Annotated in this window: 13 protein-coding genes; 10 read left to right on the top strand and 3 right to left on the bottom strand. The window is 71.4% G+C overall.

The features are described from left to right. Window positions 1-18 precede the first annotated feature (18 nt). From fdhF to mobA, 4 genes are read left to right on the top strand one after another with little or no spacing between them, the layout of a single operon-like run. Window positions 19-2256, top strand: a complete 2238-nt coding sequence (fdhF, locus tag RJT50_RS05045; RefSeq protein WP_425499720.1) for a formate dehydrogenase subunit alpha — start codon at window positions 19-21, stop codon at window positions 2254-2256. A 2-nt stretch (window positions 2257-2258) separates the two neighbouring features. After that, complete coding sequence (locus tag RJT50_RS05040) at window positions 2259-2873, top strand: DUF1641 domain-containing protein (RefSeq protein ID WP_313694667.1); 615 nt, start codon at window positions 2259-2261, stop codon at window positions 2871-2873. A 12-nt stretch (window positions 2874-2885) separates the two neighbouring features. After that, window positions 2886-4919: a molybdopterin oxidoreductase family protein gene (locus RJT50_RS05035; protein ID WP_313694666.1), complete on the top strand. Its 2034-nt coding sequence runs from the start codon at window positions 2886-2888 to the stop codon at window positions 4917-4919. Window positions 4920-4963: 44 nt separating this feature from the next. After that, window positions 4964-5641 (top strand): molybdenum cofactor guanylyltransferase, encoded by a 678-nt coding sequence (gene mobA, locus RJT50_RS05030; RefSeq protein ID WP_313694664.1) that lies wholly within the window; start codon window positions 4964-4966, stop codon window positions 5639-5641. 67 nt (window positions 5642-5708) lie between these two features. On the opposite strand, the gene RJT50_RS05025 is transcribed toward mobA, so the two are convergent. Next, window positions 5709-7241 carry an aldehyde dehydrogenase family protein gene (locus tag RJT50_RS05025; RefSeq protein ID WP_313694661.1) on the bottom strand — a complete coding sequence of 511 codons (1533 nt, stop codon included), beginning with the start codon at window positions 7239-7241 and terminating at the stop codon, window positions 5709-5711. A 139-nt stretch (window positions 7242-7380) separates the two neighbouring features. On the opposite strand from RJT50_RS05025, the gene RJT50_RS05020 reads away from it, so the two are divergent. Continuing rightward, complete coding sequence (locus RJT50_RS05020) at window positions 7381-7806, top strand: DUF4112 domain-containing protein (RefSeq protein WP_313694660.1); 426 nt, start codon at window positions 7381-7383, stop codon at window positions 7804-7806. Between the two features lie 74 nt (window positions 7807-7880). On the opposite strand, the gene RJT50_RS05015 is transcribed toward RJT50_RS05020, so the two are convergent. Continuing rightward, window positions 7881-8858 (bottom strand): RIO1 family regulatory kinase/ATPase domain-containing protein, encoded by a 978-nt coding sequence (locus tag RJT50_RS05015; protein WP_313694658.1) that lies wholly within the window; start codon window positions 8856-8858, stop codon window positions 7881-7883. A gap of 245 nt (window positions 8859-9103) precedes the next feature. Beyond that, window positions 9104-9970, bottom strand: coding sequence for a cytochrome c oxidase subunit 3 (locus tag RJT50_RS05010; RefSeq protein ID WP_313694657.1), 867 nt, complete (start codon window positions 9968-9970; stop codon window positions 9104-9106). A gap of 120 nt (window positions 9971-10090) precedes the next feature. On the opposite strand from RJT50_RS05010, the gene RJT50_RS05005 reads away from it, so the two are divergent. From RJT50_RS05005 to RJT50_RS04985, 5 genes are all read left to right on the top strand, one after another. Further along, a complete protein-coding gene (locus RJT50_RS05005) occupies window positions 10091-10246 on the top strand; it encodes a DUF7563 family protein (RefSeq protein WP_313694655.1) in 156 nt (51 codons plus the stop codon). Window positions 10247-10363: 117 nt separating this feature from the next. Beyond that, the gene (locus tag RJT50_RS05000; RefSeq protein ID WP_313694654.1) at window positions 10364-10777 is read left to right on the top strand and encodes a DUF488 family protein, N3 subclade; all 414 of its coding nucleotides are present in this window, start codon (window positions 10364-10366) and stop codon (window positions 10775-10777) included. A gap of 127 nt (window positions 10778-10904) precedes the next feature. After that, on the top strand, window positions 10905-12290 hold the full coding sequence (locus RJT50_RS04995) for a hypothetical protein (RefSeq protein ID WP_313694653.1): 1386 nt from the start codon (window positions 10905-10907) through the stop codon (window positions 12288-12290). Then, complete coding sequence (locus RJT50_RS04990) at window positions 12287-12577, top strand: DUF7410 domain-containing protein (RefSeq protein WP_313694651.1); 291 nt, start codon at window positions 12287-12289, stop codon at window positions 12575-12577. The genes RJT50_RS04995 and RJT50_RS04990 overlap by 4 nt, the downstream gene beginning before the upstream one ends. Window positions 12578-12699: 122 nt before the next feature. After that, a complete protein-coding gene (locus tag RJT50_RS04985; protein ID WP_313694650.1) occupies window positions 12700-15117 on the top strand; it encodes a DUF7527 domain-containing protein in 2418 nt (805 codons plus the stop codon). Window positions 15118-15122: the final 5 nt, after the last annotated feature.

The following is a 15122-nucleotide window of genomic DNA, read 5'->3' as shown; positions in this document are numbered from 1 at the left end:
GACGGGGTCGCGGGCTACATGCGGCGGGCGAGGGCGAAGGCGCTGAAGAACGTCGAGCAGGTCGCCGAGGGCGTCGCCGCCGAGACGCTCCCGGAGGGGAAACTGTTCGAGATCGCGCGGTCGATCGGCGACCGTCGGCTGGAGGAACTCACCGTCGAGGACACCACCTGCGGCTACTGTGCCGTCGGCTGTCGGTTCGACCTCTACTCCGACGGCGAGGAGGTGCTTGCGGCGCGACCCACCGCCGAGGAGGACGCCCCGGTCAACGGCATCTCGACGTGCGTGAAGGGGAAGTTCGGCTACGACTTCGTGAACTCGGACGACCGGCTGACGTCGCCGCTGGTGCGCGACGGGGACGACGAGTTCCGCGAGGCGACGTGGGACGAGGCGCTCGCGCGCGTCGCCGAGGGGTTCGGGTCGATCCGCGAGGCGCACGGCGGGGACGCCCTCTCCGTGATCGCCTCCTCGAAGGCGACCAACGAGGAGAACTACCTGATGGGGAAGTTCGCCCGGCAGGTGCTCGGCACCAACAGCGTCGACAACTGCAACCGGCTCTGTCACTCCTCGACGGTCGCCGGCCTCGCCCGGACGTTCGGCTACGGCGCGGCCTCGATCAGCACCGAGGACCTCGAACTCGCCGACTGCATCCTGCTGACGGGGTCGAACACGACCGAGGCCCACCCGGTGCTCGCCACGCGGATCAAGCAGAACGTCCGGGACGGCGCGGACCTGCTGGTGTTCGACCCGCGCGAGGTCCAGATCGCCGAGTACGCCACCCAGTACAGCAGGGTGCGACCCGGCTACGACGCGGTCTGGATCAACGGCATCATCCGGCACGTCGTCGAGAACGGCCTGTACGACGAGTCGTTCGTTGCCGAGCGGACGACCGGGTTCGCGGACGTCGCGGCGGCCGTCCGGGAGTTCACGCCCGAACGCGTCGAGGCGGTGACGGGCGTCCCGCCCGAGGAGATCGAGGCGGCGGCCGAAACCATCGCCGACGCGGACGCCTGCGTGTTCGGCTGGACGCTGGGGCTCACGGAGCACTCCCACGGGACCGAGAACGTGCTGGCGATGGCGAACCTCGCGGCGATCACCGGCAACCTCGGCAAGCCGGGCGCGGGCGTCTCGCCGTTCCGGGGCCAGAACAACGTCCAGGGCGGCGGCGGGGACATGGGGCCGCTCCCGGACAACTTCCCCGGCTATCAGGACCTCGCGGACGACGATGTCCGCGCGCGGTTCGAGGACGCCTGGGACTGCGACATCTCGCCGGAGTACGGCTACTACACCACCCAGATGTTCCTGGCGGCCGACCGGGGCGACCTCCGCGGGATGTACGTCATCGGCGAGAACGCGGCGCTCTCGGAACCCGGCGTCAACCACGCCGAACGGGTCCTGCGGGACCTCGAGTTCCTCGTCGTCCAGGACCTGTTCGTCACCGAGACCGCCGAGTACGCCGACGTCGTCCTGCCCGCGTGCTCGTTCGTCGAGAAGACGGGCACGTTCACCAACACCGACCGGACCGTCCAGATGGTCAACGCGGTGATGGAGCCGAAGGGCGACTCCCGACCCGACTGGGAGATCCTGCAGGACCTGGCGAACCGGATGGGACGGGACTGGGACTACGAGTCGACCGCGGAAGTCATGGACGAGGTGAACTCGCTGACGCCCATCTACGGCGGCGTGACACACGAGCGCGTCAGGGAGGAGGGCGGCCTCCAGTGGCCCTGCCCGGACGAGGACCACCCGGGAACCGAGCGGCTCTACGAGGACTCGTTCGACACCGAGGACGGCAGGGCGACCCTCCACGGCGTCGGCTACAGCGAACCGGCCGAGACGCCCGACGAGGAGTACCCGTTCACGCTCACGACCGGGCGCGTCCTCTACCAGTACCACACGGGGACGATGACCCACCGGGAGGAGGGGCTGATGGAGTACGCGCCGAGCGACTTCGTCGAGGTCCACCCGGAGACGGCCGCGAACCACGGCATCGACCCCGGCGACATGGTCACGGTCGCCTCGCGCCGCGGCGAGATCGTCGTCCCGGCCCAGGTGACCGATCGGGTCGGCACCGACACCGTGTTCGTGCCGATCCACTTCGCCGAGAGCGCCGTCAACCGGCTGACCGACGAGGAACACCTCGATCCGGACGCGGCCACGCCGGAGTACAAGGTGTCTGCCGTCAGGATCGGCCCGTACGAGGGCGACTCGGAGCCGATCGGGGCCGGCGACGTCGGGACCGGGACGGGGGACGACTGACGATGGCGGAGCCGCGCGATACGTACCCGGAGTCGGCAACGAACCGGGGAGAGACCGGGAGCGTGGACGGGGCCGGCGACGGCAGCGAGGCCGGCGACGGCGAGGCGGCGGTCCGGGAGGCGATCGCGGAACACGGCGACCGGCTCGCGGCGGCGATCGACGCCAGCGACGAACTGTCGGACCTGCTCGCCACGGCGATTCTGGTGGTCGCCAGCGCCGACGAGGACGAACTCGACCGGCTCACCGACTCGACCGCGAACCTCGTCGCGGCCGCCGACGGGCTCTCGACCGAGGAGGCGGCCGCGCTCGCCGAGGAGGTCGGCGCGAACGGGGCGGAACTGGTCGAGGCGCTCGACGTGGTTCTGACGCTCCAGCGTGACGGCAGCCTGGAGGAACTCGTCGCCCTCGCGGGGACGCTCTCGGCGCTGGACCTCGACGCGGAGGCGGTGGAGGGACTGAACGACCTGCTCGGTGCCGTCGGGGAGGCGGGCGAGGCGGCCGAGCCCGTCGGCCCGCTCGGCGCGCTCGCCGGACTCAGGGACCGGGACGCCCGCGCCGGCCTCGGCTACCTCCTCGCACTCCTGCGGGCTCTGGGCCACCGGCTGGGGAGCCGATAGGGTGGTGGGCCGATGAGCGACCGGCCGTCACCGCCGACGGTCTGTCCGGGCTGTGCGGTCGGCTGCCGACTCGAACCGGGCGAGGACTCGCGCGCCCGGGGCGTCGTCGGCGCCGCCAACCCGAACGGGCGGCTCTGCCGGACGGGCATCGACGCCTTCGACGTCGGCGACGAGCGTCTCGTGCGGCCGCGGGTCCGCCACGACGGCGACCTCCGGGCCGTGTCGTGGGAGACCGCCTACGACCGCGCCATCGCGGGGCTGGAGGCGGTGCTCGCCGCCCACGGGCCCGACGGGCTGGCGTTCCTCGGCGCGCCACACAGCACCAACGAGGAGAACTACCTGCTAGGGAAGCTCGCGCGGACGCTCGGGACGAACAACGTGGACAACCGGGCCAGGCTGTGTCACGTCTCGACCGCGCGGGCGCTCCGCGAGCGGGTCGGCTGGCCGGCGACGACGAACGGGCTGGCTGACCTGGGGGAGGCCGACCTCCTCATCGTCGCCGGCGCGAACCCGGCGGAGCGACAGCCCGTCGCCTTCGACGGTTTCGTCCGGCCGGCGGTCGCGGACGGGACGACGCTCGTCCACGTCGACCCGGTCGGGAACCGGACGACCCGGCTGGCCGACGTCCACCTCGCTCCACGTCCCGGGACGGACGCGACGGCGTTCGACCTCCTGAACGCGCACCTGCTCGACGGCGGGGACGCCGTCGACGAGGCGTTCGTCGCCGAACGGACGCGGGGGTACGACCGGTTCGCGGCGTCGGTCGCCGACCTGGACCGCGAGGCCGCCGTGTCGGCGACGGGGGTCGACGAGTCGACCATCGCCCGCGTCGCGGAACTCGTCGCGGACGCCGACCGCGTCGCCGCGCTCTCCGGCACGGGCATCGAGGGCGGCACGGAGGAGGTGGACGGTACGGACCACGTGGATGGCGCGGACCCCGTGGACGGCGCGGACGAGGTGGACGCCAGGAACGGAGCGACGGCGGCCGGATCGCTTCTCGATCTGCTGCTGGTGACCGGGAACGTCGGTCGCCGCGGGACGGGGCTGTTCGTCCTCCGCGGGCTCGTCAACGAGCAGGGCGCGACGGACGCCGGCTGCGTTCCGGACCGGCTCCCGGGCCACCGGCCGGTCACCGACCCCGACGCGCGCGACAGGATCGAAGCGGCGTGGGGCGTCGCGCCGCCTGCCACGCCGGGGAAGACGGCGACTGAACTGCTCTCGGCGTTCGGCGACGGAGTCCACGGCGCGCTCGTCGTCGGGGAGAACCCGGCCGTCTCGAAGCGCGACCCCGACTGGATCGGGCGGCGGCTCGACGCCCTCGACGCGCTCGTCGTCCTCGAGGTCGCGCCGAGCGCGACCACCCGCCACGCCGACGTGCTCCTGCCGGCGGCGGCGGGCGTCGAGAAGACGGGGACCGTCACGAACCTCGAACGTCGCGTCCAGCGGCTCCGGCGGACGAGCGGGCCGCCGGGGGACGCCCGGACCGACTTCACCGTCCTCCGGGACCTCGGGCGGCGACTGTTCCCGACGGACGGGTACTTCGAGTACGCCGACGTGTCGGCCGTGTTCGACGAGCTTTCGCGTGTCGCGCCGACCCACCAAGGCCTCTCGTACGCCGACATCGACGCCGAGGGACGGCGGTGGCCGTTCGAGGACGACGACGGCGTGCTCTACCGCGAGTCGTTCGAGACGCCCGACGGGCGCGCCGCCTTCGGGACGGCGGGACCGGTCCCCGAGGTCGGGCCGGCCGACGGACTCCACCTGATCGCCGGCGGGCGGGCGAGCGAGTTCCCGGACGAGGACGCCGGAGGAAACCGACCGCTGCGGATGCACCCCGCCGACGCCGCCGACCGGGGGGTCGACGCGGGCGAGCCGGTCGTCGTCTCCGCCGGCGCGGTCGCCGTCGAAACCGTCGTGGCCCTCGACGAGCGCGGCCGCCGGGGGACGGTTCACCTCCCCGCGGCCGCCGCAGACCCGCTTCTCCGGGGCGGAACGTCGACCGTCGCCGTCGAGCCGACGTCGGACCCGAGGGGGGAGCCCAACTGAGCGATGTGCCGAACGGGTCTTTCCGGTCGAGAACGGAGGCGTCGATGCCAGTGACGCACGGCGAGTCAGAATCGGTCCGGGGAGTCGTCCTCGCTGGCGGCGAGAGCAGCCGCTTCGGGGCCGAAGGGGACGACAAGGCGCTCGCGGGGGTCGGCTCCGAACCCGTGCTGGGCCGGATCGTCGCCGTCCTGGCTCGGGTCACGGACCGGCGTCCGGTCGTCGCCGTCCGGACTCCCGAGCAGCGCGCGCGGTACGCCGACGCCCTGCGGGACGGCGAGGTTGCGTTCGTCCGCGACGACCCGGAGTACGAGGGACCCCTGGCGGGAATCGTCGGCGCCGCGGCCGCCGTCGGGGACCCCTGGCTGTTCTGTTGCGGCTGCGACATGCCGTTGCTCGACGAGCGCGCGGTGTCGTGGCTGCTGGCGCGGCTCGACCGCGACCGTCCGGCGATCGACGGGGGCCGGGTCGACGCGGTCGCGATCGAGCACCCGGATGGAACCCTCAACCCGCTCCACGCCGTCTATCGGCGGGAGCCCGTCGCCTCGCTGCACCGTCTGCTCCCGCGGACGGCGGGCCCGCGGGCGCTGCTGGCGGGGCTCGAGAGCGTCCACACCGTCTCCCCGGCGTCGGTCCCGGACGACGTCCCGCTGGACCGGTCCACCAGCAACGTCAACACGCGCAGGCAACTGGAGTCGGTTCGGGAGGAGTTCACCCGATCGTGACGTCGGGACCGAACGGACGGGGAGAAAACCGGCGATCGGGAAACGTTCGACCGTCCGCGCTCGGCGACTACTCTTCCCTCGTCTTGATGTCGGCCGAGAGGCCCTGTGCCATCTCGATCTCGTAGCTGTTGTTGAGCGTCCAGGCGGTGCGCTCGGTGACGGCCTCGATCACTTCCCGGGCGCTCGGGTAGCCGTTCCCGGACTTCTTCACGCCGCCGAACGGGAGCTGGACCTCCGCGCCGATGCAGGGAAGGTTGCCGTACGCGAGCCCGACCTCGGCGTTGTCGCGGAAGTAGTTGATCTGCCGGTAGTCCTCCGAGATGATCGCGCCCGCGAGCCCGTAGTCCGTGTCGTTGTGGATCTCGACGGCCTCCTCGATGTCGCCAGAGTACTTGAGCAGGGCGACGTGCGGGCCGAACACCTCCTCGTGGGTGCACCGGAGGTCGGCTTTCGCGTCGGCCTCGTAGACGAACGGGCCGACCCAGTGGCCGTCCTCGTGCCCGTCGGGAATCTCGTCGGCGTCGAGTTCCTCGCGGTCGACGAGCACGTTCACGCCCTCGTCCTTGGCGAGCTGGTTGTACTTCGCCACCTTCTCCCTGTGCTCGGGTTCGATGAGCGGCCCCATGAACGTGTTCTCGTCGAGGGGGTCGCCGACGGCGACCGACTTCGCGTTCTCGACGTAGCGTTCTTTGAACTCGTCGTAGACGTCCTCGTGGACGATGAGCCGCTCGGAGGAGACACAGCGCTGGCCGGTCGTCTTGAAGCTCGACATGACCGCCGAGTGGACCGCCGTGTCGAGGTCGGCGTTCTCGGTGATCACGATGCCGTTCTTGCCGCCCATCTCACAGGCCGCGAGCTTGCCGGGTTCGCCGCCGACCTTCGAGGCGATCTCGTGGCCGACCTCGGCCGAGCCGGTGAACAGCACGGTGCCGACGCGGTCGTCCTCGACGATCTCGTTGCCCGCGTCGCCGAAGCCCTGGACCATGTTGAACACGCCGTCGGGGATGCCCGCGTCCTCGAACATCTCGGCGATGACCTGGCCACACCACGGCGTCTGCTCGGCGGGCTTCCAGACGACCGTGTTGCCCTCGACGAGCGAGACCGCCATGTGCCAGAACGGGATGGCGACCGGGAAGTTCCACGGCGTGATACAGCCGATGACGCCGCGCGGTTTGCGCCGCATGTAGGCGTCCTTGCTGGGGATCTCGGAGGGGACCACGTCGCCCTTCGGGTGGCGGGCGTCGCCCGCGGCCCACTCGACCATGTGTGCGGCCTCGACGACGTCGGCCTTCCCCTCGCTGATCTCCTTGCCACACTCCTTGGTGACGATCTCGCCGAGTTCGTCGGTGCGCTCGCGCAGCTCGTGGTAGATGTCCCAGAGGTACTCCGCGCGGTCGATGTGCGAGAGGTCGCGCCACTCCTCGAAGGCGTCCTCGGCCTCGGCCAGCGCGGCGTCGACGTCGGCCGGCGTCCCGCGCCGGAACGTGCCGAGCGACTCGCCCGTCGCCGGGTTCTCACTTTCGAACGTCTCCTCTCCCGTGCCGTCAGTCCACTCGCCGCCGATGTAGTGCTGGGACGCGCCCGTAGAGCTTCGACTCATGTGCAAATCTTGCGCGAGGGTGCTCATATAGGTGCGGGAAACGGACGGCGCCCCGGTTCGAACCGCCCACCCGGTCGTGGTCACAAATCGGCGGCCAGCCTGCCGACAACCCTTTTCCCGCGGAGCGTCGCTATCGGCCATGGACCAGGCAACGCGGGAAGCGCTGGACCGGGCCGACGAAGCGGCGCTCGAACGCGTCCGGACGGTCGCGGGCCTCATGGACGAGGCGGTACGGGTCCCGGGAACCGACTTCGAGATCGGACTCGACCCGATCCTCGGCGTCGTGCCCGGCGGGGGCGACGTCGTCGCCGCCGGCATCTCGCTGTACATCGTCGCCGAGGCGGCGTACCTGGGCGTGCCGCTCACGACGCTCGTGAAGATGCTCGGCACGGTCAGCGTCGACGTCGTCGGCGGGTCGATCCCCGTGCTGGGCGTCGTGTTCGACGCGTTCTGGAAGGCGAACGCGTGGAACGTCGCGTCCCTGGAGCGGTATCTCGGCGTCGAGGGGCGCGAGGACGCGATGGACGAGGAGGGACCGATCACCATCGACGTGACCGAGGACTGAGCCGCCCCCTCCGCCGACCGACGGCGCGGTGGCCGAGGCGGACGGGCGGCTCCGACGGCCGGCGGGGCGAGGTCCTACGTCGCCTCGCCGGCCTCGTCTGCGTCCGCACGCTTCTCGATCTCCCCTTTCAGCGCCGGCCCGTCGAAGTCGTGGTCCGGACGCACGCGGACGAAATCGAGGTACTCGCGGGCGCCGAGCAGGTCCGCGAACGGGTACGCCGACAGCGCCGCCTCGACGGCGTCGGCGGCCCCGATGAGCGGCTCAAGCGCGGCCAGCCCGCAGGCCAGATCGTACCGGCGAGCGTCCTCGCCGGCCTCGCCCGCGCCGGTCGGCTCCGCCGGTACCGCGTCGGCCGGGTCGGCGCTCCCGGCGCGCTCGGCAGTTCCGCCTCCGCCGGTGCCACCGGTCCCGCCGTCGTCGGATTCTCCGCCTCCGTCGCCCGTTTCGCCCTCGTCGCCGACCGCGCCGCGGACGTTCGTCGCGTCGATGAAGTAGAGGTCGCCGTCGAGGATGAGCACGTTCTCGGCCCGGAGGTCGCCGTGGGCCAGCCCGTGCTCGTGCATCGTGTGGAGCGCCCGGAACAGCTCCGGGGCGAGTTCGCGCTCGCGCTCGACGTCGAGTTCGTCCAGCGGGCGGAACGCGGGGAGGTACTCCAGCACGAGCACGCCGAGGCCGTCCATCTCCAGCGCCTCGACCGGCTCGGGGGCGTTGAGGCCGATGTCGCGCATCCGGCGCGTGGCGTCGAGTTCGTGTTCGGCCATCTGGTAGGGCGTGCCGAAGTGCTCGAAGAACCCCTCGGTGCCGGAGGTGAACGCGCCGAGGTTCCGCCCGGTGGTGAACAGCGCGTGGACCAGCGAGTTCTGTCTCGTGATGACCTTCACGAAGTAGGTCGCGTCGCCGACGTCGAGCACGAAGGGGGTCGAGAGCCAGTTGTCCGCGTCGAGAAACGTGACGTGGGCCGTCTCGCCGCCGTAGCGCTCGGCGAGTTCGTGAGCGATCGACTCGAGCCGCGACCACTCCACGCTCCCCCGGACGAGTCGGCGCAGTTCCATCGTGCCGTGTGTGGCTCCGTATGGCAATAAAGGTCCGCTGAGCGTTCGTGACGATCGACGGACGTGAACGTGGTCCGGCGTTCGTGTCGCGGGGCGTCCCCGATCCGGTGGGGACCGTCTCGAACGTTTCCGGACGTGTCGCGTTCGGTGTCGTGACGGCCGCCGCGAGTGGGCACCTCACCCTGTTCGAACGGACTACCAGAACGGTCGGAGGAGGAGGAACTCGGGGACCGACGAGTTCGGACCTATCCCAGCGTGCCCGTGAGTTCGGCGCCGACGTACAGCACGACGACGAGCAGCACCCAGATGGCGTCGACGAAGTGCCAGTACATCGAGGCAGTCGTCACCGAGACGTGCCGTTCGGCCGAGTACTGCCCCCTGAGGGCCCGGACGAACACGATCCCCAGCAGCACCGCGCCAAGCGTGACGTGGAGGCCGTGGAGCCCCGTCAGCCCGTAGAACGCCGAGCCGAACACGCCGCTGGTGAGCGTGAACTCCTCGTGCAGGATGAACTCGTAGTACTCGTACACCTGCCCACCGATGAAGACGACCCCGAGCAACAGCGTCGTGCCGAGGAGGCCGAGGAACCGGCCGCGGTTGTTCTCACGGATGGCCTCGTGGGCGAAGTGGAGCGTCACCGACGAGAGCAGCAGGATCGCCGTGTTGACGATGACGAGCGAGCCGAGCAGCGTCGGGAACTCCGCGCCCTCGGGCGGCCACGTGTTCGCGCGGATGAAGAAGAAGTAGACGAAGCCGGCGCTGAACGTGCCCAGTTCCGAGCCGAGGAACGCGAGCATGCCCCAGCGGAGCTTCGACGCGCCGTGTTCGTTCGCGCCGCGCTCCCAGAACTCGGCGACGAAGGCGTGATACAGCCAGCCGTACACCCCGACGAGGAACAGGCCGACGCTGCCGACGAGCGTGACCGGCCCGGCCAGCGTCGGGACGATTCCCGCGGTGCCCATCAGGAACAGCGCGGCACCGACGTAGATGCCGCCACCGCCGACGGCGGTGACGAACGGCCACCACGAGGCTTCGCCGAACCCGCGCGGCCAGTCCTGGACCGCCGGCAGGTGGTGCCCGTCGTCGTGGGCGTCTTCCGTTTCCGTAGCCATGTCTCCGGGTTGCCCGTGGCGGACCAAAAACCCCTCCATCTGCGTCGGCCACCCGATCGGCTGGGACTGTCTCACACGAAATCCGACAGGACTACGGTGGCTCACGAGAAGTGGCCGAACATGCCGGAGTGTGGGAACTGTAGCTCGTTCGTGACCGAACGATACGTCCGCGTGTTCGCCCCGGAGGGGATGTCGACCGTCCGCGTCTGTCCCTCGTGTGAGGACATGGTCCGGGACGGCGCGGGCGTGCGCGAGGCGCGCTCGAAGCGCGTGTAGTCGCCGGACCGCAGCGAGCGATCGACCGCCACCGACACGACCGAACTGGTTTGGTTCCCGTCGCTTTGAACCGAATCGTCACGAACTCTTTTGCCCGAGAGCGCCCCAGCAGTCCCCGTGGCGCTCCACGACACGTACGTCGCCGCGCTCCAGCACGACCTCGCGGAGCTCCCGGCGGGGACGCGGCTGGTCGGCGTCGTCCGCCGGCCGACGCGGTGGTTCGCCGGCGCGATCGACGAGAACCGGCCCGCGCTCGGGCCGCCCGAGCCGCTCCTGGACGACGTGAAGCGGGCCGAGGACGATCTGAAGATGGCCGGCCTCTGCGACGAGGAGGCGCACAACGCCGCCTGGGACGAGGTCGACTTCGCCGAGCGGTACCGCGAGTACCTCTCGGCGTCCGACGATGCGGCCGAGGCGCTCGCGGCCATCCGCACGGCACTGAATGGCGGCGATGACGTCGCGCTCGTCTGCTACGAGAACACGGCGAAGAAGCGCTGTCACCGGACGATCCTCCGCGAGGAACTGGAGTGATCGGCGGCCGACCGCCCCGGACCACGCGTCCGACCGATCTCGAACGCGTCGACTCCGGGTTGGCACGGCAGTCGAACGCCGGGGCGATTCCGGAAGCTACTCCCGACCGCCGTCCCTACCGCCGGCGATGACCGACCGCGCCCTCCCGCGACCTCGAGCGAGCCTGATCGGGGCAGCGTTCCTGGGCCTGCTCGCGCTCGCGGGCAGCGCGCTCGCACACGCCGGCGGCGTCCGCGGTGCCGGTGCCGGCAGTCTCACGGTGCCGACGTGGCTGTTTCTCGCCACCGGCGGGGGCGTCATCGGCGCGTCGTTCCTGCTCGCCTCCTTCGTCACCGACCGGGCGTACATCCGGCGGCTGGACGGCTGGCGGCGGCCGGTGCTCGACCCCGGCAGGCTGGCGACGCTCGCCGGCAGGGCGCTCGGCCTCGTCGGCCTCGCGCTCGTCGTCGTCACCGGCCTCCTCGGGCCGGACGTCGGCGGGCGGAACGCCGCGGTGCTGCTCGTCTGGATCGCGTGGTGGGGCGCGTTCGTCGCCACCGCCTACCTGTTTACCAACAGCTGGCCCGTCGTGAACCCGTTCCGGACGATCGCGCTCGCGCTCCCGTCGCTCGACAGGTCATATCCCGACTCCCTCGGGCGCTGGCCCGCCGTCGTCGGGCTCCTCGCCCTGGTGTATCTCGAAGTCGTGACGCCGCTGGCGGACGACCCGCGCCTGTTGACCCTCGTCGTCCTGGGCTACGGCCTCCTCTCGCTCGCCGGCAGCGTCGCCGTCGGTGCCGACGACTGGTTCGGCAACGCCGACCCGGTGTCGCGCCTGCTCGCGGCCTACGGCCGCGTCGCGCCGCTCGCTCGAACCGACGACGGGCTCCGACTCAGGCTCCCCGGGACGGGACTCACGGACGCCGGCTGGCTGCGGGACCGGAGCGACGTGGCCTTCGTCATCGCGGTGCTGTTCGTCACGACGTTCGACGGCTTCGCCGGCACCGACCTCTGGGCCGAGTTCGCCCGCGCCCTGTTCCTCGCGGGCGTCCCGCCGCTCGCGATCTACGCCGTCGGCATGGTCGCCGGGTTCGCGCTGTTTCTCGGCGCGTACTTCGGGGCGGTCCGTGCCGCACGCCGCTACGCGGACACGTTCGTCTCGACGGCCGCGCTCGGCCGCCGGTTCGCCCCCTCGCTGCTCGCCATCGCGGCGGGCTATCACCTCGCGCACAACCTCGGCTCCGTGCTCGCGCTCGCGCCGACGCTCGCGGTCGTGCTCGCCTCGCCGCTCGCTCCGCCGCCCTCGCCGCCACAGCTCGTCGTCCCCGGCTGGTTCGGCGGGGTCGGCATCGCGGCCGTGCTGGCGGGGCACCTGCTCGCGGTCTGGGTCGCACACGCGGTCGCCTACGACCTGTTCCCGGACCGATTGCAGGCGATCCGGAGCCAGTACGGCGTCACGGCCGCGATGGTGCTGTACACGATGGTCAGCCTGTGGATCCTCACGCGCCCCGGGGGTGTGCCGCCGTTCGTATGACCGGCGACGCTGACGTCCGATCCCGGGACGCCGCACCGAGGACCGACGTACCGGCGGACGCGACGGTGTACGAGTGCCCACGCTGTGGCGCGCCGTTCGCCCGGGAACGACACCGCGACCTCCACGTCGGCCTCGACCACGGGGACCTCTCCGAGGCGGAGCGGGCCGCCTACGACGCCGCGAGCGAGGGCGAGGCGGCCGACCTGCGGCGCTTCCAGATCCTCGCGCTCGGCGCGCTCGTCCTGCTCTACTTCGGCTTCCTGTTCACCTACGCGGTCGCGGGCTGACCGGACCGTTCAGTCGGCGGTCACGACGGTCGAAAACAAGCGGCCAACGGCCACGCCCCGACGCAAGACGCCCGTCACACCGAACGAAACGTATTTGCGTGGGACGAAGCGAACTACCGGCAATGGATAGCGAGACAATCGAGACGGTGACCGGCTGGAGTTCCGAGCCGTATTCGGGGGGATACGGCGGCCTTCACGAACTCGCCGACCGCGAGTTCACGGGCGCGGTCACCGACGGGACGGCGTGGCTGTTCGTGCTGAACGGTCGCGTCGTCGGCGCCGCCGACGGGACCATCGAGTCCTTCGAGGACGCCGACGGGACGGCATACGCCGCGCCAGACCCCTCGCTCCCGCTGCTGTTTGCGATGCGCGAACGCGGCGGGGAGACCAAAGCGAAGTACTACACGAACGACACCCCGCTCTCGGAGGCCGACGCTACGCTCTCTGCCGGCAACTTCACCGGCTTCGTCGAGCTCTCCGAGAACGTCCTCTCGGGCGACTACTACGTCGTCTACCACGGCGGCCGTCGGCTCGCGTGCGCGTTCGTCGGCACCCAGCGCGAGCTGCTCACCGACGACGAGGCGTTCGAACGCGCCGACGACGAGGTCGGCATCTACGAGGTCAGGACGGTCGACGTGGACGTGATCGACGTTCCGGAGCCCGAACCCGAGCCGGACCCCGATCCGACGCTCGATACGGAGCCGGAGTCCGCCGCGGAACCGGAACCTGACGACTCGGGCGGGAGCGACCTCGGGACGGCGGGCGGCGGCGGCGGCGGCACCGCGGCGGCGATCGACGAGGCCGAGGACCCGGAGGAAGCCGCGAGTTCGAACGAGGCCGAGGAGCCGAGCGAAGCGGACGCGTCGGACGAGGCCGCCGACGCCGGGGACGCTGGCCCCGGGAGCGTCACCATCGACCCGGACGCGGGGGGCGGCGAGGCGGTCGGCGAGACGGCGACTGGGCGGGACGCTGCCGAACGGGAGCACACCGAGGAGACCACGGCCCCGAGCACCCCGTCAGGGAGCGAGTCCGAACCCGAAGCCGGGGTCGACGCGGAACCAGACGACGTCGACGAGGAGCCCGCGGCCGAGGCCGGGTCCGCCGACGCGTCGCCGGCGGCCGTGTCGGCGTCGGACGAGGACGACGACGGCTCCGCCACGGCCGCGAGCGAACGCCCCGCGCGACGGGAGGAGAGCAAGGAGCGAAAGCGACAGCGCGACGCCGAGCCGACCGACGCCGTCGCGGCCGCCGAGTCCGACCCCTTCTCCGCCGAGGAGCAGTGGCGGGAGACGACCGCCATCCCCTCGCTCGACCCCGACGAGACCCGGGCGGCCGACCCCGACGGGGCCGACGCGCAGGGACGGTCGGCGTCGACGAGTGCGGCCGACCGACCGTCGAGCGCGGCGCGACGGAACCGAACCGACGGGAGCGCCACGGCCGCGTCGGGAACCGACGACGCGCGGTCCGGGCGGCGATCAGAGCCCGAGCCGTCCCCGGAATCCGAGCGTCCTCCGGAGGCCGATCGTGCCGCTGAGTCCGAGTCCGGCGAGGACGACGACGCGTCCGGGGAGGACGGTGACGCCGTCGAGAGCGCGACGCTGCGGCGGGACCTGCAGCGGGCGCGGAGCGCCAAGGAGAACGCGGCCGAGGAGCTCGCCTCCACGCGGGAGGAGCTTTCGACGGCCCGTAGCGAGGTCGAGCGGCTCACCGAGGAGAACGAACGGCTCGAAGGCCGGATCGAGACGCTCCAGTCGGACCTGGCCGACGCGCGCTCGCAGCTCTCGGAATCGGCCGGATCGTCGGACGCGGCCGGCGGCCGGTCGATCTCCCCGTCGCGCGCGCTCGAAGGAACGAACCTGTTCGTCAGATACGAGTCGAAGGGCGAAGGGACCCTGGAGAAGGTCCACGCGGGCAACGCCACCCGCGAGGAGGTCGACGAGAACCTCCGGCTGGAGGTCCACACCGAGTTCGACGCCGCGGACGCCGTCGTCGGCGGGACCGCCTACGGCGAATGGCTCGAGGACACCATCGAGTACGGCTTCGTCGAGTGGGTCGTCCGGACCCTGCTGTACGAGATTCGAGAGACGGGGAGCCGGTCGTCGATGCGCGCGCTGTACGACGCCATCCCGAAGATCGACCGCGCCGAACTCGACGCGGTCGTCGACCTCGTCGACGAGCAGGGCAAGAAGAACGAGGAGCGCTCGTTCGACGTCGTGTTGCGCGACCGGATGGGCGACCCGCTCGTGGTCGCCAACGTCACCGACTCGCGGACCGCCACGACGGAGTCGATGCTCGACGGGCTCGTGGGTGGCGCAAGCAGCGTCGCGGACCAGAACGACGGGCTGGCGGCCGCCTTCCACGTCACGTCGTCGTTCTTCGAACCGGGCGCGCTCGAAGCGGTCGCGGACGCGACCGGCGGCGGCCTGCTCAACCGCAACAAGAACAAAAGCTTCGTGAAGCTCTCCCGCAAGCGGGGGTTCCACCTGTGTCTCGTCGAGTCACGGGAGGGTGAGTTCCACGTGAACGTGCCGGAGCTATAGGCTCG

The sequence above is a fragment of the Halobaculum sp. XH14 genome (genome assembly GCF_032116555.1).
Taxonomy (GTDB): Archaea; Halobacteriota; Halobacteria; order Halobacteriales; family Haloferacaceae; genus Halorarum; species Halorarum halobium.
Note: the sequence above shows the minus strand (reverse complement) of the source record. Positions and strands in the feature narration are given on the sequence as shown.

Bases quoted from the DNA above. Each gene is read 5' to 3' on its own strand.
- RJT50_RS04985 (WP_313694650.1), top strand. From the start codon at position 12,700: ATGGATAGCGAGACAATCGAGACGGTGACCGGCTGGAGTTCCGAGCCG.
- mobA (WP_313694664.1), top strand. From the start codon at position 4,964: ATGCCAGTGACGCACGGCGAGTCAGAATCGGTCCGGGGAGTCGTCCTC.
- RJT50_RS04990 (WP_313694651.1), top strand. From the start codon at position 12,287: ATGACCGGCGACGCTGACGTCCGATCCCGGGACGCCGCACCGAGGACC.
- RJT50_RS05020 (WP_313694660.1), top strand. From the start codon at position 7,381: ATGGACCAGGCAACGCGGGAAGCGCTGGACCGGGCCGACGAAGCGGCG.
- RJT50_RS05040 (WP_313694667.1), top strand. From the start codon at position 2,259: ATGGCGGAGCCGCGCGATACGTACCCGGAGTCGGCAACGAACCGGGGA.
- RJT50_RS05010 (WP_313694657.1), bottom strand. From the start codon at position 9,970: ATGGCTACGGAAACGGAAGACGCCCACGACGACGGGCACCACCTGCCG.
- RJT50_RS05005 (WP_313694655.1), top strand. From the start codon at position 10,091: ATGCCGGAGTGTGGGAACTGTAGCTCGTTCGTGACCGAACGATACGTC.
- RJT50_RS05035 (WP_313694666.1), top strand. From the start codon at position 2,886: ATGAGCGACCGGCCGTCACCGCCGACGGTCTGTCCGGGCTGTGCGGTC.
- RJT50_RS05015 (WP_313694658.1), bottom strand. From the start codon at position 8,858: ATGGAACTGCGCCGACTCGTCCGGGGGAGCGTGGAGTGGTCGCGGCTC.
- RJT50_RS05025 (WP_313694661.1), bottom strand. From the start codon at position 7,241: ATGAGTCGAAGCTCTACGGGCGCGTCCCAGCACTACATCGGCGGCGAG.
- RJT50_RS04995 (WP_313694653.1), top strand. From the start codon at position 10,905: ATGACCGACCGCGCCCTCCCGCGACCTCGAGCGAGCCTGATCGGGGCA.
- fdhF (WP_425499720.1), top strand. From the start codon at position 19: ATGCGGCGGGCGAGGGCGAAGGCGCTGAAGAACGTCGAGCAGGTCGCC.